We start from the raw sequence: 18,762 nt of genomic DNA on the forward strand, positions 1-18,762 counted from the left end.
TAGAAAAATATGGCTGAATTTGACTTTTCAAACCAAAGAGCATTACTAATCGAAGATATGGCTGAAGCACGTATTCTTCAAAAAAAGATGCTTACAGACTTTGGTTTTAAGCAAATTGAGTTGGCGATGAAAGCAGAGTCCGCGATTGAACTTCTAAGATCTAATACTTATGACGTTGTTTTATCTGACTACAATTTAGGAAGCGGCAAGGATGGCCAACAACTTTTAGAAGAAGTACGCCACTCGAATTTAATACCCAATACCTCAACCTATTTAATGGTAACCGCTGAAACATCAATTGAGATGGTAATGGGAGCCATTGAGTACCAACCTGATGGCTATATCTCCAAGCCCTTTTCTCAAGCCTTACTTCAGCGCCGCCTACTTAAGTTAATAGAGAGCAAGCAGAAGCTCTATCCTGTAAATGAAGCACTGGACAATAAAGACTTCGAACAAGCGATCAAAGAAGCCGCTGATGTTGTAGAGAGCCACCCTTTTCTAGAATCAAAGTGCGCACGTATCAAAGGTGATTGCTACCTTGAATTAGAGCAATACGATAATGCAATTGACCTTTTTCAATCAGCCTTAAAAGAAAGAAAAATGCCATGGGCATTATTTGGCCTCGCGAAGGCTCACTTTTTTAAAGGTAACTACGAAGAAGCAGAATCACGTTTTAGACAATTAATGCTAGATAACCGCTTTTTTGTTAATGCTTATGATTGGCTTGCTAAATGCCTAGTAAAACAAGATAAAAAGAAAGAAGCTCAAACAACGTTAATTGATGCCGTAGAAAAATCTCCCAAGGCGATTCTGCGCCAAATTGAATTAGGGGAACTTAGTTCAGATTTAGGCGATTTTGAAACAGCGGAAATGTCATTTCGTCGAGCAGTTTTTCTTGCAAAACATTCCATATACAACAGCAGTAGTATTTATTTTCAACATTTAAAATCCTTTATCGGTATCGCCAAAGAAAGTGAACTATCCGGCAGACAAGTTGAAAATTTCAAAATCACCCTTAAAAAAATTCAAAAGTTATATGGCGAAAACCCTAAAATTAAAAGTGGTGCCTATGAAATTGAGATAGAGCTATTCCTAACTCAAGATAAAGTAAACCAAGCGAAAAGCGCTCATCAAATGTATAAGCAAGATATAGAACTAGGACTTGCTGTACCGGAAACAAAAAGGTTTAAGAATAAACTAGAGCCATTATTAGGAGAGCAAAGTGAGCAAGATGAACAAGGTTGATATCAGTGTAATACTTGCAAGCTCGATACATGAAAGTAAAAATGCTGTCGGTAACCTCATGTATCAACTTCAGACACTAAAATCTGAATTTGAAGGCCCTTCTGAACAAAGCGATAAAATTAACAATATCGAAGAAGGGTTGAAACAGCTCAATGATGAATGGGTAGAGTATCTATACTTATTTAAACTTGCTTCTGATGGCTATGACTTACAAACCGACTCGCTTCAAGTAAGTGAATTTTTAGACGATCAAGTATTTGCACTAAGTCAATCAGCAACGGCGAAAGACTTATCTTTGGACTTTGAGTGTGATGAATCTTTGATGGCAAGCTTTGACGAAAGATTGCTCACATCTGTAATGAGCACTGCTATCTATAATGCGCTAAGGTTCGCTAAAAAGAGAATTGTCTTAAATGCTGCAATAGAAGATGGCTACCTTGTTTTCAAGATAGAAGACGATGGTGCAGGCTTCTCACACACAGAAGATGAAGAGACCAATTTTTTAGAAAATAATACTGGCTTAGGACTCTATTTTGCTGAACTTTCAGCCCAAGCCCATGCTAATAATGGCAAGCAAGGCTTTATCAAAAAGTCTGAGTCAAGCACACTAAAAGGTGCTTGTCTCAGTATTTACATCCCTCAATAATCCCTATTCATTTCAAGGTAGCCAAACTTCAAACCGGCTACCTTTGTGGATACTTTCATTACTTAATGACACGAAACCATCCCTGCCCCTATTATGATGGGACTTAGCAATTTCATTACAGTACAACCAACCTAACCCTTGCTCATTTATCTGATCAGACTCAGGCTTTAATTCTTGGTTAAATCTTTCCAAAATACTTTGAGGGAAGCCTTGGCTGTTATCATCCACTTGAATCAAAAGCCCATCATCCTGAGTTAAGGCATTGATAGTCACTACATCTTTTGTGTAACGACTGGCGTTCACTAAAGCGGTGATAATAATAGAGCTCACTAATTCAGAATCAAAATAAGCAGTCAAATCTGCTGGGCAATTGATATTCACTTTAACATCACCAAGAACAAACAGGCCTTGTACGCTAAGCATTTGCTCCTCAAGGAACTCACTTACAAAATGCTCATCATGCACTAAAGGCAGCCTTTCATACTCAATACGATATAAGGTATGTAAATGAAAAAGATTATTCTGTAATCGCGCAACTTCATAATGCATATTTGAAAAACTTTGCTTATGCTCGTCGCTCATACGAAGTGCTAAAGCACCATTGGCTTCAAATGACTGCAACAGCATCGCCAATGAAGTATTCATATCCTTCACTGTAGAAGCCATAACATTGTGAAACTTGATTTCTTTGCTATTCACACTCAATCCTTTTAATGACTTTGAAAATGACGCGTCACGTAGCTTTTCAAACTGCGATAGCGCTTGTATTGCTTATGCTTGCTTGTAATGTGTTTAATCCTATCCAAAGAATCTAAACAAAGATTTACTAACTCTTGCTTTTGCTCAGTTGTTTCCATCAACTTTAAAGCGGTTTGCACCAGATTCATATTTAAGCCTGGATGAATAGGCGATGATTTCTGAGCTTTTTTGAAGGCCTCAATCGCATCCTCATAACGCTGGCTTTCATAAAAACTTAATCCTACTAAATTATCCTGCTTTGCTTTTAATCTGGCACTTAAGCCAACAGGCTCATCTAAAAAAGCATAGGTTTTAGCAATTAATTGATCATCCACATTATCATTATGCAAAATTTGGTTAAACATCTGGGTAGCTGACTCGTGCTGTCCTCTAGCATATAAGACCTTGCCCATTTCCAATGCAATTTCAGGGGTCAATAATTCTTTCTGATCCTCGATAATTGATTGCGCTTCTTTAAAAGCTAAATTTGCCTGATTTGTTTTACCTTGCCCTGAGAGAAGCTGACTCTCAATGAGTATTTTATTTAAATGAGTCGAGGTATCATCTGGATACTTTTTTGTCATCTGATTGAGTATAGTGAAGGCTTCTTGGGCTTTTTTACGCCCTTCAGGAGAGGTATCACCAATAACAGATTCAGATAATACTTGGGCCGCTTGTAAGAACTGATCCGCTGACGCATACAAAGAATTTGCGCTTAGCTTCAATGCGTGTTGGCTCGACTTTAAAGCAACATCTAAATTGCCATTCGCTAAGCTTAAATTAACTAAGGACTGTTGTCTGGACATGACACGAGGTGATAACTCAACGGCACTTTCTAAAAAGTCCTGAGCCTGCTCCGAGTCCCCTTCTTCTTCCAAGTATTGCGCTAATAAATCAAAAGCTTTAATGCAATTAGGAAATTGAGCAATGACTTGATTTAGATGTGAGATAGCATCACTCAAAGAAGCTTCTTCACGCATAACCCTGGCTTCTAGCACCATAGCCCAATCTAAATCGCGTTTAGATTGAACCAATTTACAGAGGCTTTTAGTTTTAGAATATTGCTTAACCTCAAAAAATGCTTCCGCCATACGACGCCTGCACCAAGCAGAATAACGGCTGCCATCTTTAATTAGCTGATTACATAGGGTTAAAACCACTGGATAATTTTTTTCAGCTTGGGCAATTTTGACTTTACTTAACTCACCGTTTTGTAATACCAATCTCTCAATTCTTTTCACCAAAACAGATTGAGTAAAAGGCTTGGTCAGATAGTCATCAGGGCCGGCCTCCATTATCCCCATGACAACATCACGGCTTGTTTCTGCAGAGATAATGATAAATAGGGCCGTACTTTTTAAATAGCCAAGATCCCTGACTTCTTCTAATACTTGCTGGCCATTTTTGCCGTGCCCCAAATTATAATCACATAAAATAAGGTCAAATTTTTTGGATTTGCACTCATCCAAAACGCCTTTACCTGTTGCCGTTAGATGAATATTATCTATGCCCACAGATAGTAAAATTTTTCTAATTGACTGACGAGAGTTTTCAAAATCGTCAGCAACAAGTACTTTTAATCCACGCAATACTTACAATCCCATTCTGTATTTTTGTCAGACGCTAACTATGTCTTTATTATTTTTACCTAAGATTAGTTTAAAATAGATTTTCACATTCGACATAGCTTTTTCATTTATTCTCGTAATTGTTGAATTAATTCAAGGCCTGCTTTTTCGATATGTTGTTTGAGACAACTTAAAGCCGCCTGATAATTTTTCTCCTGTAAAAGCTTTAGTAAGAGATAGTGATCCGATTGACTCGTATCATCATAAGCTAAGGGCACACATTGAAACCCAATATACCTGTCCACTTGAGAATGTAACTGCTCCACTACTTTAAATAAAGTGGGTCTAGCAGCGGCATCATACAAGCTCTTATGGAACGCCCAGTTTAGCTCGCCTCTTTCTAATAAGGTTACATTCTTAGCATCAAGGCGCTCTAAGATATCCATCGCTTGACCTAAAATGGCGTTATTCAAGTTTGGAATGGCATATTCCAATAGCATTACTTCTAAAGCAGAGCGCATTTTATATAAATCTTCTGCCTCATTTTTCAGTAAATATGGAATCATGACACCGCATTTTCCATGGGGAACGAGCCAACCTTGTGCCAAGAGTTGCTGTAAACTATCTCGGATTGGTATACGACTAACTTGATAACGCTTAGCAAGCTCAGCTTGCTTTAAGGGCTCTCCTACAGGCAGATTTTGCGCCTTGATATCTGCCTTTATTCGAGCTAATACCTCTTTACTCAAACAATCACCTCTTTAATCTCACTTTTGAATATCAATCAAGATCTAAACTTACACACTTATATTCGTTATTTTTTCGGGATAAAACACAAACATACTAGGCCAAAAGCAATTCCCCAAAAAGCGGAAGAAATATCAAAAAAACTAATATCTGAAATTGTCACTAAAAAGGTAATCAGCGCGGCTTCGCGATGAGGTTCACTATCAAGTGCTGTTTTAAGGTTTATTGCAATGGTTGAAATCAGCGCCAAACCAGCTAAAGCGATAATAATGCTTTGTGGAAAAAGCGAGAATACCGCAATAATACTGCCCCCAAAAAGACCCGCTAAACAATAAAACACACCTGCAGATAAGCCAGCTATATAACGCTTTTCTAACACTTTATGGCTCTCCACCCCCATACAAATTGATGCCGTAATCGCCGCTAAATTAAAAGCAAACCCACCAAAAGGCGCTAATAAAATAGTTGTCAGACCTGTCCATGAAATTATTGACGATGTTGGCACATCAATTTTATGCGCCTTTAACGCTACCACACCCGGTAAATTCTGAGCCGTCATCGTGACTATGAACAAAGGTAAAGCAACCCCTATTATGAGCTTCAAATCGAAGGAAGGAGATTGCCAAATGAGCGCAGGGCTAAAGGCAATCATAGAGGTCTGGCTAATAAAAACCTCATTGGTCGCAAACACCAAAATCAAAGCGATGACCAATACCACTAAAATGGCATACCTTGGAAAATAACGTTTAGCGACCAAGTAACATAAAAACATAATAAAGATACGATAAACATCGTTAACCATGACATCAAACACGGCAATCCCAAACTGAAACAAAATACCAGCCAGCATGGCACACGCAATTTGATATGGAATCAGTGACATTAATCGATTGAATATTCCTGTGATGCCCACTAATAGAATCAGTCCACCAGCAACAACAAAGACACCTATCGCTTGGCTATAAGTCACACCATCAAGCCCAGTAACAAGTAAAGCAGCCCCAGGTGTTGACCAAGCCGTTATGACAGGCTTCTTGTAGTACCAAGATAAAAAGAAGCAGGTTAATCCCATTCCAATACCAAGAGCCGTTATCCATGAAATCACAAAACGCTCATCGGCACCTGCTGCCAGTGCAGCTTGCATAACGATTGCTACCGAGCTTGCAAACCCCACTAACACAGCAACAAAACCAGCGACCACAGCGCTGACACTGATATCCTCTTTAATAGACATACTCATCACTCAAGCAGAATTGAGCGATTATATTTTCATAAAGCATATAAAATGTATACATTTATATTTATGAATACTTTTTAGTGATTTCGATCCTGTATTTCATTTTAGCTAAGCTTTAAATTCACACTCAATTTACATTAAGCATTAACACCTTCCCCCCTTTTTATTTTAATATCCTTGTCTTAACAAGCACTTTACCAATTCAGTCATCAGGTTTTAAAACGTAAAATAAGGAGGCTCCATGGAAGTAAAAGATTTGTTATTACAAACAGACAAACTCCCCAATGTCCCAGATGTTGTTCGAGAGCTGATCATTGCACTTAAAGATCCTGAGGCAGATTACAATGCCATTGCTGAAAAAGTTGCCCAAGACCAAACGCTTTCGTTAAAAATTCTACGCTTAGTCAATTCCGCTCACTTTGGTTTATCGAGAAAAATATCCTCGATTGATGAAGCCGTCGTATTATTAGGCATGCAAAAGCTTAACACACTTGTCATTGCCTCTGGCCTATCGAACTCTGCTGCTAATGTTAAAGGATTAGACCTTAAAGCATTTTGGAGCGACAGCTTTATGGTTGCAACGATCGCGACTTGGCTCGCCCATAGAACCGAGGAAGTTGATGCCGATATCGCCTTTACAAGTGGCATTATTTACAATATTGGACGTTTATTACTCCACCTAGCAGCCCCTCAGGATGCCGCTGCGATACAAGCACTCGTTAAAGAAAAGAAGGCATCACGTATTGCTGCTGAAATGGAAAGACTCGGCTTTACAACTCAGGATGCAGGTAAAGCACTTTTAGATATGTGGAATTTCCCCGCTGAATTGGGTGCAGCCATTCAACAATATAAAAGACCACTTGGCTATGAAGAGCCCACCCCACTCAGCGCCGTGATTAATTTAGCTAACTATTTAAATGGCGCTAGATCAAGCGACAGACATATTGACGACATTAAAGCCTTCATACCTAAAAAGGTAATGCAACTAGCGGGTCTGCCACTTTCTATTTTAGATGAGCTTGAAGCGTCTCTGAATTTAGAGACTGGCTTGGAGTAATCTCTTAAAAACAAGACCTTAACCGATATTGTCATTGAAAGCTTATATCAGATGAAGGTATGATGCGCCGACATTTATTATTATAGGACACTGTCGGTGGCACACTCACATAACCCCATACAAGGGGCAACATGGATGGTTGTTGCAGGATTTGCTTTTGCCATCGTTAATAGCTTTGCTCAATATCTAAGCATTCACTTCCAACTCGCCTCAACAACCGTTGCTTTTATTCAGTATGGTATTGCCTTTATTATTATTTTACCTTGGCTAAAGAGCCTTGGACTCAAACAAGCACTGAAGACTCGTCACCTTGGTTGGCATGTTACGCGGGTTTTCTTTGCTGTCATCGGTATTCAATTATGGCTTTGGGCCCTTGCCCACCCTATTCCGATTTGGCAAGGAATAGCACTTTTAATGACATCTCCTCTTTTTGCAACTATTGGATCAGGCCTTTTTTTAAAAGAGAAAGTTGGCTTTGCAAGATTCTTTGCCACACTGGCAGGCTTTTTTGGTGCCATGCTCATTTTAGAACCCTGGAGTGACGACTTTACCCTCGCAACCCTTCTTCCTGTTGGAGCCGCCTTCTTCTGGGCTATCTATGCGTTAATGGTCAAAAAACTTTCCAATAACGACTCTCCAACCACCATGGTTGTTTATTTACTGGTTTTAATAAGCCCATTTAACTTACTTTTGGCCATTCCTGAATGGAGTTTACCCACAGGCATAACGACTTGGACACTCTTACTTGGCGCAGGTATTTTTACCGCTTTAGCACAATGGGCTATTGTTAAGGCCTATGCCATTGCTGACGCCTCATTTATTCAGCCATTTGATCACGTAAAGCTACCACTTAATGTTCTTGCTGGCTGGGTAGTATTTGGCTGGGTTCCACCTGGTAGACTTTGGCTAGGGGCATTTATCATCATCACAGCGATTGCTTTTATCACCCATTACGAAAGTAAAATACAGCCTAAATTAAAGAACTAGCCCCCCATAGTGCCTATTGAGAGAGAGTGATTCAGATAAACTGAATCACTTTGTCGAAAGATTGTCGCAAGATGTAACAATCCGCTCTATTTACCAAATTTATTACATCTAACTATCTACAGCCTCCAAGCTAAACCTTATAATCGTTTTTAAATCATTTTTTAGGTTGGCAATATGAGCGATATTATTCGAGTACTTGTGGTTGATGATCATTTGGAAATAAGAACCCTACTCGCAGAATATTTACATAAACACGGTATGAGAGTCGAAACGGCAGATGGTGGTGAAAGTATGCGTCAGCAGCTTAGCCGCGCCAGTTTTGACGTCATAGTATTGGATCTCATGATGCCAGGCGAAGACGGCTTAACCTTATGCCGCAATATAAGAGAAAAATCAGCCATTCCCGTTATCATGCTGACAGCCATGGGAGAAGAAGCAGATAGAATCATTGGCATTGAAATGGGAGCCGATGACTACATCACCAAACCTTTTAGCGCAAGAGAGCTTCTTGCGAGAATTAAAGCCCTAGTAAAACGTTCAAAAAGCATGCCGTATCAAGGTGAAGCTAACCAAGAGAGCAAACAGTTTAGCTTCCTAAACTGGCAATTAAACCCGATCAAACGTGAACTTGTCAGCGATCAAAATACGATTCCTTTAAGTAGTGCAGAGTTTAGGCTCTTGACTGTTTTCCTTGAAAACCCAAAGCATGTCTTGAGCCGTGATCAGCTAACAGAGATGACCAAAGGACACACTGCAGGGGTTTTTGATCGCAGTATAGATAATCAAATCAGCCGATTGCGTAAAAAAATAGAGATAGACCCTAAGACACCAGAAATTCTAAAAACAGTATGGGGTGGTGGTTATATTTTCACTGAAGACGTGGTGAAAATATGAAAATACACAAGCCGTTGTTTACCAAGCTTAATGGGTTAGTGCCAAAAAGCCTTGCTGGCCAGTTTATCTGGCTACTCCTGATCGCACTTGTTTTTAGCCAGCTAATCACAGCATTTATTCTCATTAACGAAAGAAAAGAAGCCTTAACCGTTCTTAATAGAAAAGGCAATTTGAATCGCATCATCAGCACGGTTCGAATTCTTGAAGAGAGCCCTCAAGAACTTCATAAAAAAATTCTATACGCAGTCAGTTCTGAAAACATTCGCTATTGGTTCAAAACACCAAGAAAAAATGAAATCGCCAGCAACCAAAGTGTTGATCAGCAGCTATTAGACCAATTAAAGACATATGGCATTCAACAACTCATTATCTTAGAAGGCACAGAAAATGCGTTTCGCAAGAATAGATATCTTAATAAAAATAATAGTGATGAATACGCAAGACGTTATGCTAAGCACAAGCAATTTGAATGGAATCAAATTGCCATTCAACTTAAGGATGATCGCTGGCTAAATGTGGCAAGTCGATTCCATATTAGTCCTCCGCTTTGGCCTTATGGCAATACTATCTCAATTTCTATTACAGGCTTTTTGTTAATATTGATTGCAATTTTTATGATAAGGCGAATAACCAAGCCCCTTGAGCAGCTAACCCAAGCAGCCAAAAAACTGGGGTGCGGCGAACAAATCACCGCTCTAAATGAAACAGGCCCCCAAGATATAAAAACAGCCGCCATTGCCTTTAATCAAATGAACGATAGACTGCAAAGGTTCATAACAGACAGAACAAATATGCTGGCAGCGGTTTCCCATGACCTTAGAACCCCTATTACGACCTTGAGATTAAGAACAGAGTTAATGGATGAGGGCCCAACTCAAGATGCTTTCTTAAATACCCTTGATGAAATGCAAGCAATCACAGATTCTACCCTGTCCTTTATAAGAGAAGATAACTCCACTGAGACCAGTCAAAAAGTGGATCTAACCCTGCTTATTACCAACATTTGTGAAGAGCTAGATATTCAAGGTAAACAAGCAGAATTTAATGACACCGGAAGTCACACTTATTTGTGTCGTCCTATTGCGATTAAGCGTGCACTTAGAAACTTAATAGAGAATGCTATCACCTATGGCAATAAAGCTGAGATCAGCATTTCTTGCACTGAGGCTCATTATAAAATCATCATAAAAGATGAAGGCCCTGGTATAGAGGAAAGCCAATTAGAAGAGGTCTTTAAGCCATTTATTCGACTAGATAAGAGCCGTAATCAAGCCCATGGTGGTATTGGCCTAGGTCTGGCAATCACCCGCTCAATTATCCGTAATCATGGGGGAGAGTTAACTCTCTCAAATGATACTATATGCGGACTAATCGCTGAGGTTGAACTGCCTGCACATGAGAATGAGCCACATCAAGACTAGCTAACTTATGGTGGCCACCATGCCTTTTACCAAATCGAGCACAGCCTGAGGTGAGCACTAGCGAGCCAACTAAAGCACAAACAACAAAGGTTTTAAACATTCTAATTCCTTAAATCAAAAACCAGAACATAAAAAAAGTCACTGGTTCTCACCAGTGACTTTTCAATAACCTTTCACTTCTAACGCTTTATAAACGTTAAATTAGAAGTTATAACGGAAATTAGCATAGGCAGTATTGATGTCATTATCATTAAAGTCATAATACTCATAGCCTGCCCCAAATGAAATTTGAGGGGCTGGATAGAACCTTACAGTCGCTTGATAGCCTATTCCTGAATCATCAAACACATCATGATATTTAAGCTTCGCATCCAGTTCAATGTGCGTTGTCAGGGCAGACCTAATACCACCATCTATTTGAAAACCTGACTCATCAACAGAACCAATCTCTGAATTGGCAATCCTTACCGTACCATACATATCAGTATTGCTTAATGAGGTTGCTGTGTATGCACCAATACCGAACTGAAGCGTTTCGGCATCGACATTGTCGTATTCGTAAGTGGTCGATTCAACACTAAAATATAAAGCTTCTTGGAAAACAAACCCGCCTGAAAAAGATGAATAATCACCTGTAGAAGAGTTAATATCACTACTATCTGCCTTACCTAAAGCGAGATCAACATAGTTATAGCTAAAGTCTGAAGCATAAAGGTTTGTTGTTAAACCTAATGCCAAAGCAAGGCCTGCTATTTTAAACTTTTTCATCACTTTCTCCGTCCGTTATGCATTAGTTTTACACAAAAACAATGTCAATAAATTGTAAGATTATTTTTCTATACACACTATAACGACACTAAGTTTGTAAAGTTTAGCTTTTTGACTATTTTTTTTATTTTATTTACAAACCTAGAGACATTTTTATCCTAACAACCCTAGTGATTCCATTGAAGAGCGAATCTTTTCTTTCGTATCTGCCTGCAAAGGCATAATAGGCAATCTAACATCTTGAGTACATAAATCAATGAGAGACATCGCATATTTAATACCAGCAGGACTTGGCTCTGCGAACAAAGCTTGGTGCAATGGTACTAACTTTTCATGAATGGTTTGTGCACTTACATAATCCCCTCGCAAACAAGCTTGCTGCATGTCAGAACACAGTTTCGGAGCAACATTTGATGTAACTGAAATACAACCATTACCACCGACAGAATTGTAAGCAATAGCAGTAAGGTCTTCCCCTGACAAATAACTAAATTCCTTACCAATTAAGTATTTTTCGATGCTTGGTCTGGCCAAATCGCCCGTCGCATCTTTAACACCTACTACTCTTGGTAATTGCGCCAATTTATTCATTGTTTCGGGTTGAATATCAACAATTGCTCTAGGAGGAATGTTATAAATGACCATTGGCAAACTGGTTGCATCATGAATAAATTTAAAGTGTTGATAAAGGCCATCTTGCGATGGGCGGTTATAATAACCCGCAACACATAAAATACCGTCTGCACCAGACTGTTCAGCAGCTTTTGCAAAAGCTAAAGCCTCTACAGGGTTGTTAGAGCCAGCACCAGCTATCACAGGCACTCTACCCGCACTTTCTTCTACTACTATTTGAATAACACGCTTGTGCTCTTCCTCTGTTACCGTTGGTGATTCACCTGTTGTTCCAACAGGAACAAGACCGTGTGTACCATTTTCAATTTGAAAATTGACATGAAGACGCAAAGCGACTTCATCTACTTCACCATTTTTAAAGGGGGTAACCATTGCAGTATAAGAACCGCTGAACATAATGTACTCCTTAAGCTCTAACTTTAAGCCAAAAAAAAGCCCAGACGCAAATAGCGACTGGGCTTTCAGTATGTAGTTAATGACTAATTACAAACCTCAAGCATCGCCGCAACAAAGCTAGGTTTACCCGCCTTCTTTGGTTTCAATTGAGTGTGTAGTTTAGACATTAATATAATCTCGTTTGATTAGATAATCAGTGACACTTAACATAACAGGCTTGCAAAATAGGTCAAGTATATTTTTGATATTTAACACAAACCCAATACCACTATCTGAATCTGATAAAAACTGAAGACATCAGGCAGCAAAGCGATCTGTTAAATACGCATTGATTGCTTTTGACTCATATAGCCACTCATCCTTACCTTCACTTTGAATGTGCAAACAAGGCACTTGAATCTTCCCACCATGCTCTAGCAGTAACTGTCTATCCTGATCATTATTTTTAGCATCTTTAAGCTTGATGGGGACATTGAGCTTGTGCATAGTTCGACGTGTTTTAACACAAAAAGGACAAGCATTAAATTGATACAAAGCTAATTTTTCAGCTTCTTTAACCACCTCAACCTGAGCTTCAGCGCTTCGCTTCATTTTTGCAGGGCGAGTTATAAAATCGATAAAAATAATAAGTTGCCCTAAACCATTGCGTAAAAGCTTCACTAGCATATTCATAACCTTGTATTTAGTTGAGGACAGGATTCTACCTGAAAGTTTGCCTCAGCCAAATCTTGGTGAAAGAAATAACAGCGCTTATTAACAAAATTAGAAAATTTTCTTAATCTGCTTTTTTAGCATCGCCTTTAGTGAGCGCAGATGAGTCGTTGGTTTACGTGGTGCAAGAGACACAAGATGATCATATTCAGCTTGACTAGGGGATACTTCTCCACCGTGAGCTAAAGCAAGGGAGGCAGGATTTAATAATCTAATTTTTTCCAATGAAGCCCTATAACGATTTGGATAAAACACAGGAAATGGAGGAATATAATGCCCTTTCACTTTTACCATTAAATCTGCCACATAAATTCTATCCGTTGGGATATGGTGTAAAGACAAATCTCTATCCGTATGCCCTTGAGTCTCCAATACTCGCCAATCATCAAAGCCTGGCAAATACTCTCCTTCTCCCAAACACATATCAGCCTTTAATTTCCTCGGATAAGTAATGACTCTATTCGGCTTCTTTAATCTATGGGCAACCCACTTCGCAAGCAAAATATCAGTCATGTGCATCAGTTTACCTTCAACCCCGGAATACCAGTGGCCGGACACGTTTGAAGTGACAATTTTGCAACCTGTAATGGCTTTTAATTTATGAGCTGCACCAGCATGATCAGGGTGCATATGGGTGACTACAAGCACTTTTAAGTCCGACAGCGGTCTTTTTAATTCACCTTGAATAAATTGCTTTAGCATTGAAATATCGGCTCGACTACAGCCATCCAATAAGAGAAGTTTTTCTGGATATTCGGCCAAGTAAACAGATTGAATATATCCTTGAAGGTGATGTAATTTCATAAAACCGCTTCCTTGATAGCCACAATGACATAAGACAATTAACTATCATATAAAAATATAATGCAGTCTAGTTATATCTAATTCTTTTCCTATCAATAGCGCCCATAAAAAAACCCTACTTAGAAGACTAAGTAGGGTTTTCTATCTGAATAAACTAGTTTATTGGCTTAGCTGAACAATCAGTTTATTCATACGGCTAACAAACGTAGCTGGATCATCTAATTGACCACCTTCTGACAAGGTTGCTTGTTCAAACAACAACCAAGTCATATCCGCAAAACGCTCATCATCTGATTCAGCATCCATTTTAACCACTATAGGGTGTTCTGGGTTAATTTCCAATGTTGGCTTAGAGTCGGGTAATTGCTGACCAGCTTGCTCAAGAAGACGACGCATTTGCAAACCCATATCATGCTCACCCACAACGAGACAGGCTGGAGAGTTCGTCAAGCGATCAGTTGAGTTTACTTCAGCAACCTGCTCTGACAACACAGTTTTCATGCGATCAAGCAAAGGCTTAAGCTGCTCAGCTTGCTCTTCTTTTTGCTTCTTAGTTTCTTCTGTTTCTTCTTCAGCAATGTCTAGCTTGCCTTTGGTAACATCTTGGAAAGACTTACCTTCAAATTCATTTAGAGAAGACATCATCCACTCATCAATACGATCAGAAAGAAGCAAAACTTCTAACCCTTTCTTACGCAAAATCTCTAAATGAGGGCTGTTTTTGGCCGTGTTATGATTTTCAGCATAGATATAGTAAATCTTATCTTGGCCTTCTTGCATACGAGCAACATAATCAGCCAAAGACTGATCTTGCTTCTCTACATCTGTTTGAGTCGAACTAAAGCGCAACAATGCAGCGACTTTATCTTTGTTCCCCATATCATCAGCAGGGCCTTCTTTTAGAACGTTACCAAATTCATCCCAAAAAGCTTGATATTGCTCTGGCTCTTTCTTCGCCATTTTCGCCAGCATATCTAATACACGCTTAGTCAATGCAGAGCGCATAGAATCAACAGCATGGTCATTTTGTAAAATTTCACGGGAAACATTCAAAGACAGGTCATTAGAGTCAACCACACCTTTTACAAAGCGCATGTATGGCGGTAAGAAAGCTTCAGCTTCATCCATAATGAAAACACGCTGAACATAAAGCTTAAGACCACGCTGCATATCACGATTCCAAAGATCGTGAGGCGCTTTGCTTGGAATATACAATAAACTTGTGTATTCAAGCTTACCTTCCACTTTATTGTGAGACCATTTCAAAGCATCGGTATATTCATGGGAAACATGCTTATAAAACTCTTGATATTCTTCATCAGATACTTCTGAACGAGAGCGAGTCCATAGTGCTTTAGCTGAGTTAACCGCTTCAAATTCTGGTGATTTATTCTCTTCAACGGGTTTAGGGTTACCCTCTTCATCAAATTCAGGGTAAACAACTTTTTCCATTTCAACAGGAATAGAAATGTGATCAGAGTATTTAGTCACTAAAGAGCGTAAGCGGAAGTTATCGGCAAAATCCGTTTCTTCAGATTTCAAGTGCAAGGTAATACGTGTACCACGACCCGCTTTTTCAATCGTTTCAATGGTAAATTCGCCAGAACCATCTGATACCCAACGTACTGCTTCATTTTCAGCCGCACCAGCATAACGCGTTTCAACAGTTACCTTGTCAGCAACAATAAAAGATGAGTAGAAACCCACACCAAATTGACCAATCAGCTGGCTGTCTTTTTTCTCATCGCCACTGAGTTTTTCAAGAAATTGAGCGGTACCTGATTTCGCGATAGTACCTAAGTTGTTAATCGCATCATCACGAGTCATACCAATACCGTTATCATCAATAACAACCGTATTTGATTCTTTGTCAAACTCAACACGAATTCTTAAATCAGGATCTTGTGCCAGTAAAGCGGCATCAGAAACGGACTCAAAACGTAATTTATCAACCGCATCAGAGGCATTTGAGACAAGTTCACGAAGAAAGATTTCCTTGTTTGAATACAAAGAATGAATCATCAAATGCAAAAGTTGTTTTACTTCAGTTTGAAAGCCTAACGTTTCTTTTTGTGTTTCAGTTGTCATAAGACAAGTAGCTCCTAACGAATTGAATTTATTATGTAAATTCGATTAATTCAAAATAATGATGCAATTTAATAATTGCTATCTTGATACTTTAAATAGAGCCGTAGAGATGAATTTCAAGGATGAATTTGAAAAAAAACTGAAAACCCTGCATTTTCTAAGTTTATTGAGAGATAAGTTAATACTTTTTGCGAATTAAAGTCAGCCCATCCCCGATAGGAATAAGGCTCAAATCAACCTCGTCATCCGCTCTCACAAAATCATTAAACGCTCGTACTTGGCAAGTATGCTTATCTTGAAACTCAGGCTTAGCAACATTCCCCCACCAAAGTGTATTATCTATGGCAATACAGCCACCTTTGTTAAGCATTTTCTTTACGGATTGGTAATAGGCCAACTGGTTTTCTTTATCGGCATCAATGAATACAAAGTCAAATTTAGCACCCTCTTGCTCTAAACACGCTAAACTCTCTAATGCATCACCTAGCTTCGTTTGCAACCTAGACTCCAGGCCAGCTTCATCTATATAACGCTTGGCAACATCTAACCACATCGCTTTCTTCTCAAGCGCCACCATAGAAGCGTCTGACGCCATCGCTAAACCAATCGAAAAGGTGCTATAACCTGTAAAAACGCCAATTTCCAATATGCGCTTAGGATTCTGAATCTTTACCAACATAGCTAGCAGTTGCCCAGTTTCAGGGGAAATTTGCATTCTCGCCATATGATAAAGGGAGGTTTCCGCACGTATTTGTCGCAATATATCGGCCTCTTTAACAGATGAAGCCACTAAATATTGATAGACACTGTCATCCACCTTTACCGTGCGATTAACCGGAGCCTCATCATATTCAGCTAATAAGCGTGCTTTCTCCTTAAGAGAAAGCGCTTTTGGTAAGTCAGGTAACATCTTTTACAGATAAGCCTCTATTCAAAGTCTTGAAGGTTTTTGATCTAAACTCTCGGCGATACAAAATTGCGACAACAATCACAATACTCACCAAACAAAAATATGGTCCTAAAAACCAACCAGCAAAGGCTAAAGCAAAATAAAAAGCGCGCAAACCATAATTAAACTGATTTGCAGCTAAACTACACACCTTCGCCATATGCTGCGCGTAGTGCTCTCTTTCCTCTTCTGATACACCTCTATCGGTTGCTAGAGGTGAGCTACCCACTAACACAGAGCAAAAGTTATACTGCCTTACTGACCAGGTAAAAGTGAAAAAGGCATAAGTAAAAATCAGGATAAGAACAATAACCTTTAATTCCCATTCCTGCTGAGAGTTTGGACTTAACAATTTAAAGTCAGCAATGATGCCTAAGGCTTTTTCTGAATAATTAAATGCCGTAAAAAGACCCGCAATAATCAGCAGCGAACTTGAGGCAAAAAACAAACTGCTTCGCTCAAGGTTGGCCATAATTGACGCATCAGTGATGCGATTATCACGCTTTAACAAACGCTGCATCCAAGCAACTCGAAATTGATGCAATACGCTAACCAAACAGTCTTTTCGTTTAGATTGATACTGAGCAAAAATGCTATAACCTAACCACCCCGTAAAAAAGGCAAATAAGGTAAACACATCTAATTGGCTAATCATGAGAGCTTGATTTTCAGTTTGCATAACAATCTCTTTTAATCTCAAACAAGTAACTAATTTAAGCCTGTATTAGCAGACTCAAGCTAGCAAAACACAATGACATTTTGAGTGCCAATTTAAAGCAGATTGTAAAAACAAGCTGCTTTAAATAATAGGATTAATTCAGCAAATTAAACCTTCAATTTCCAGTTGACAGTTTGACCAGCGAAGAAAGGCACAATTGGATTACCGTTTGGCAAAATAATTTGCTCTGGTACCTGCCAATCTTCTTTAACAAGCGTCACTGTTTCAACATTGCGAGCTAAGCCATAAAAATCAGGTCCATTTTTACTGGCAAAAGCCTCCAAATACTCAAGTGCGCCAAGATCATCAAACATTTGAGTGTAAAGTTCTAATGCAGACCATGCGCTGTAACAACCCGCACAACCACAAGCAGACTCTTTGCGATGCTGCTCATGGGGCGCTGAATCGGTTCCTAAAAAGAACTTCTTAGAACCAGAAGCGACAGCGGCCTGAAGACCTTGTTGATGAATATTTCTTTTCAAAATTGGCAAGCAATAATTGTGAGGTTTAATCCCCCCATCAAGCATGTCATTACGGTTCAGCAGCAGATGTTGTGGTGTGATAGTCGCTGCCACATTATCATGTGCTCCAGCGACAAACTGCGCAGCATCAGCCGTGGTGATATGCTCAAACACCACTTTTAATTGTGGAATTTTCTCAACTACCGCAGCCATGTATTGATCGATAAAAGCTTTTTCTCGATCAAAGATATCAATGTGTTTATGGGTTACTTCACCATGTACTAACAACAACAAACCTTGTTTTGCCAACTCTTCAAACACAGGATATAAGGCATCAAACGCACTAACACCTGCATCCGAGTTAGTTGTCGCCCCTGCTGGATACAGTTTTGCTGCAACAACACCAGCCTCTTTTGCCAAACGAATATCTTCAGCAGTGGTCTTGTCAGTTAAATAAATCGTCATAAGTGGCTCAAAATCACTTCCAGCCGGACGTGCTGCCAGAATACGATCACGATAAGCAATCGCTAGCTCTCCACTTGTTACTGGCGGCACAAGGTTTGGCATAACGATGGCACGAGAAAAACAGCGCGCGGTTGCTGGCACAGTTTCATTTAGCATATCCCCATCACGGAAATGTAGATGCCAATCATCAGGTTTTAAAATAGTGATTTGATTCATACTCTGCCCTTAC

The 18,762-nt window shown here is 39.4% G+C and carries 18 protein-coding genes; 6 read left to right on the forward strand and 12 right to left on the reverse strand.

What is annotated here, in order from left to right; translation table 11 throughout:
• Positions 1-9: 9 nt before the first annotated feature.
• The gene (locus tag MED121_RS09255) at positions 10-1,245 is read left to right on the forward strand and encodes a response regulator (RefSeq protein WP_009833409.1); all 1,236 of its coding nucleotides are present in this window, start codon (positions 10-12) and stop codon (positions 1,243-1,245) included.
• The gene (locus MED121_RS09260; protein ID WP_009833410.1) at positions 1,232-1,891 is read left to right on the forward strand and encodes a HAMP domain-containing sensor histidine kinase; all 660 of its coding nucleotides are present in this window, start codon (positions 1,232-1,234) and stop codon (positions 1,889-1,891) included. The genes MED121_RS09255 and MED121_RS09260 overlap by 14 nt, the downstream gene beginning before the upstream one ends.
• Before the next feature lie 12 nt (positions 1,892-1,903).
• Here the strand turns inward: MED121_RS09260 and MED121_RS09265 are convergent, their stop codons facing one another.
• From MED121_RS09265 to MED121_RS09280, 4 genes are all read right to left on the reverse strand, one after another.
• On the reverse strand, positions 1,904-2,590 hold the full coding sequence (locus MED121_RS09265) for a HAMP domain-containing sensor histidine kinase (protein ID WP_036179849.1): 687 nt from the start codon (positions 2,588-2,590) through the stop codon (positions 1,904-1,906).
• An 11-nt stretch (positions 2,591-2,601) separates the two neighbouring features.
• Positions 2,602-4,218, reverse strand: coding sequence for a tetratricopeptide repeat-containing response regulator (locus MED121_RS09270; protein WP_009833412.1), 1,617 nt, complete (start codon positions 4,216-4,218; stop codon positions 2,602-2,604).
• Between the two features lie 107 nt (positions 4,219-4,325).
• Positions 4,326-4,946 (reverse strand): GntR family transcriptional regulator, encoded by a 621-nt coding sequence (locus MED121_RS09275; RefSeq protein ID WP_009833413.1) that lies wholly within the window; start codon positions 4,944-4,946, stop codon positions 4,326-4,328.
• Between the two features lie 65 nt (positions 4,947-5,011).
• Entirely contained in the window at positions 5,012-6,178 is a 1,167-nt protein-coding gene (locus MED121_RS09280; protein ID WP_207382799.1) for a benzoate/H(+) symporter BenE family transporter, read from the reverse strand.
• A 244-nt stretch (positions 6,179-6,422) separates the two neighbouring features.
• On the opposite strand from MED121_RS09280, the gene MED121_RS09285 reads away from it, so the two are divergent.
• The 4 genes from MED121_RS09285 (at position 6,423) to MED121_RS09300 (ending at position 10,540) form a co-directional block, all read left to right on the forward strand.
• Positions 6,423-7,238: an HDOD domain-containing protein gene (locus tag MED121_RS09285; RefSeq protein WP_009833415.1), complete on the forward strand. Its 816-nt coding sequence runs from the start codon at positions 6,423-6,425 to the stop codon at positions 7,236-7,238.
• A 96-nt stretch (positions 7,239-7,334) separates the two neighbouring features.
• Positions 7,335-8,225 (forward strand): DMT family transporter, encoded by an 891-nt coding sequence (locus MED121_RS09290; protein ID WP_116371602.1) that lies wholly within the window; start codon positions 7,335-7,337, stop codon positions 8,223-8,225.
• A 174-nt stretch (positions 8,226-8,399) separates the two neighbouring features.
• On the forward strand, positions 8,400-9,119 hold the full coding sequence (locus MED121_RS09295) for a response regulator (RefSeq protein WP_009833417.1): 720 nt from the start codon (positions 8,400-8,402) through the stop codon (positions 9,117-9,119).
• A complete protein-coding gene (locus tag MED121_RS09300) occupies positions 9,116-10,540 on the forward strand; it encodes an ATP-binding protein (RefSeq protein ID WP_009833418.1) in 1,425 nt (474 codons plus the stop codon). The genes MED121_RS09295 and MED121_RS09300 overlap by 4 nt, the downstream gene beginning before the upstream one ends.
• A 201-nt stretch (positions 10,541-10,741) precedes the next feature.
• Here the strand turns inward: MED121_RS09300 and MED121_RS09305 are convergent, their stop codons facing one another.
• The 8 genes from MED121_RS09305 to pyrC all read right to left on the reverse strand — a co-directional run bounded on the left by MED121_RS09305 (position 10,742) and on the right by pyrC (position 18,749).
• On the reverse strand, positions 10,742-11,308 hold the full coding sequence (locus MED121_RS09305; protein WP_009833420.1) for a porin: 567 nt from the start codon (positions 11,306-11,308) through the stop codon (positions 10,742-10,744).
• Positions 11,309-11,461: 153 nt separating this feature from the next.
• Entirely contained in the window at positions 11,462-12,337 is an 876-nt protein-coding gene (gene dapA, locus MED121_RS09310) for a 4-hydroxy-tetrahydrodipicolinate synthase (RefSeq protein ID WP_009833421.1), read from the reverse strand.
• Between the two features lie 297 nt (positions 12,338-12,634).
• Positions 12,635-13,003, reverse strand: coding sequence for a glutaredoxin domain-containing protein (locus MED121_RS09315; RefSeq protein ID WP_036179854.1), 369 nt, complete (start codon positions 13,001-13,003; stop codon positions 12,635-12,637).
• Positions 13,004-13,099: 96 nt separating this feature from the next.
• Positions 13,100-13,852 carry an MBL fold metallo-hydrolase gene (locus tag MED121_RS09320; RefSeq protein WP_009833423.1) on the reverse strand — a complete coding sequence of 251 codons (753 nt, stop codon included), beginning with the start codon at positions 13,850-13,852 and terminating at the stop codon, positions 13,100-13,102.
• 159 nt (positions 13,853-14,011) lie between these two features.
• Positions 14,012-15,940 carry a molecular chaperone HtpG gene (gene htpG, locus MED121_RS09325; protein WP_009833424.1) on the reverse strand — a complete coding sequence of 643 codons (1,929 nt, stop codon included), beginning with the start codon at positions 15,938-15,940 and terminating at the stop codon, positions 14,012-14,014.
• Between the two features lie 178 nt (positions 15,941-16,118).
• Positions 16,119-16,850 (reverse strand): class I SAM-dependent methyltransferase, encoded by a 732-nt coding sequence (locus MED121_RS09330; protein ID WP_009833425.1) that lies wholly within the window; start codon positions 16,848-16,850, stop codon positions 16,119-16,121.
• Positions 16,840-17,568, reverse strand: coding sequence for a DUF599 domain-containing protein (locus tag MED121_RS09335; protein WP_009833426.1), 729 nt, complete (start codon positions 17,566-17,568; stop codon positions 16,840-16,842). Before MED121_RS09335 ends, MED121_RS09330 begins: the two co-directional genes overlap by 11 nt.
• A gap of 146 nt (positions 17,569-17,714) precedes the next feature.
• Positions 17,715-18,749, reverse strand: a complete 1,035-nt coding sequence (gene pyrC, locus MED121_RS09340) for a dihydroorotase (RefSeq protein WP_009833427.1) — start codon at positions 18,747-18,749, stop codon at positions 17,715-17,717.
• Positions 18,750-18,762: the final 13 nt, after the last annotated feature.

The organism is Marinomonas sp. MED121 (genome assembly GCF_000153025.1).
Taxonomy (GTDB): Bacteria; Pseudomonadota; Gammaproteobacteria; order Pseudomonadales; family Marinomonadaceae; genus Marinomonas.

Bases quoted from the DNA above. Each gene is read 5' to 3' on its own strand.
- MED121_RS09255 (WP_009833409.1), top strand. From the start codon at position 10: ATGGCTGAATTTGACTTTTCAAACCAAAGAGCATTACTAATCGAAGAT.
- MED121_RS09260 (WP_009833410.1), top strand. From the start codon at position 1,232: ATGAACAAGGTTGATATCAGTGTAATACTTGCAAGCTCGATACATGAA.
- MED121_RS09280 (WP_207382799.1), bottom strand. From the start codon at position 6,178: ATGTCTATTAAAGAGGATATCAGTGTCAGCGCTGTGGTCGCTGGTTTT.
- MED121_RS09285 (WP_009833415.1), top strand. From the start codon at position 6,423: ATGGAAGTAAAAGATTTGTTATTACAAACAGACAAACTCCCCAATGTC.
- MED121_RS09295 (WP_009833417.1), top strand. From the start codon at position 8,400: ATGAGCGATATTATTCGAGTACTTGTGGTTGATGATCATTTGGAAATA.
- MED121_RS09300 (WP_009833418.1), top strand. From the start codon at position 9,116: ATGAAAATACACAAGCCGTTGTTTACCAAGCTTAATGGGTTAGTGCCA.
- MED121_RS09305 (WP_009833420.1), bottom strand. From the start codon at position 11,308: ATGAAAAAGTTTAAAATAGCAGGCCTTGCTTTGGCATTAGGTTTAACA.
- dapA (WP_009833421.1), bottom strand. From the start codon at position 12,337: ATGTTCAGCGGTTCTTATACTGCAATGGTTACCCCCTTTAAAAATGGT.
- MED121_RS09315 (WP_036179854.1), bottom strand. From the start codon at position 13,003: ATGCTAGTGAAGCTTTTACGCAATGGTTTAGGGCAACTTATTATTTTT.
- MED121_RS09320 (WP_009833423.1), bottom strand. From the start codon at position 13,852: ATGAAATTACATCACCTTCAAGGATATATTCAATCTGTTTACTTGGCC.
- htpG (WP_009833424.1), bottom strand. From the start codon at position 15,940: ATGACAACTGAAACACAAAAAGAAACGTTAGGCTTTCAAACTGAAGTA.
- MED121_RS09330 (WP_009833425.1), bottom strand. From the start codon at position 16,850: ATGTTACCTGACTTACCAAAAGCGCTTTCTCTTAAGGAGAAAGCACGC.
- MED121_RS09335 (WP_009833426.1), bottom strand. From the start codon at position 17,568: ATGCAAACTGAAAATCAAGCTCTCATGATTAGCCAATTAGATGTGTTT.
- pyrC (WP_009833427.1), bottom strand. From the start codon at position 18,749: ATGAATCAAATCACTATTTTAAAACCTGATGATTGGCATCTACATTTC.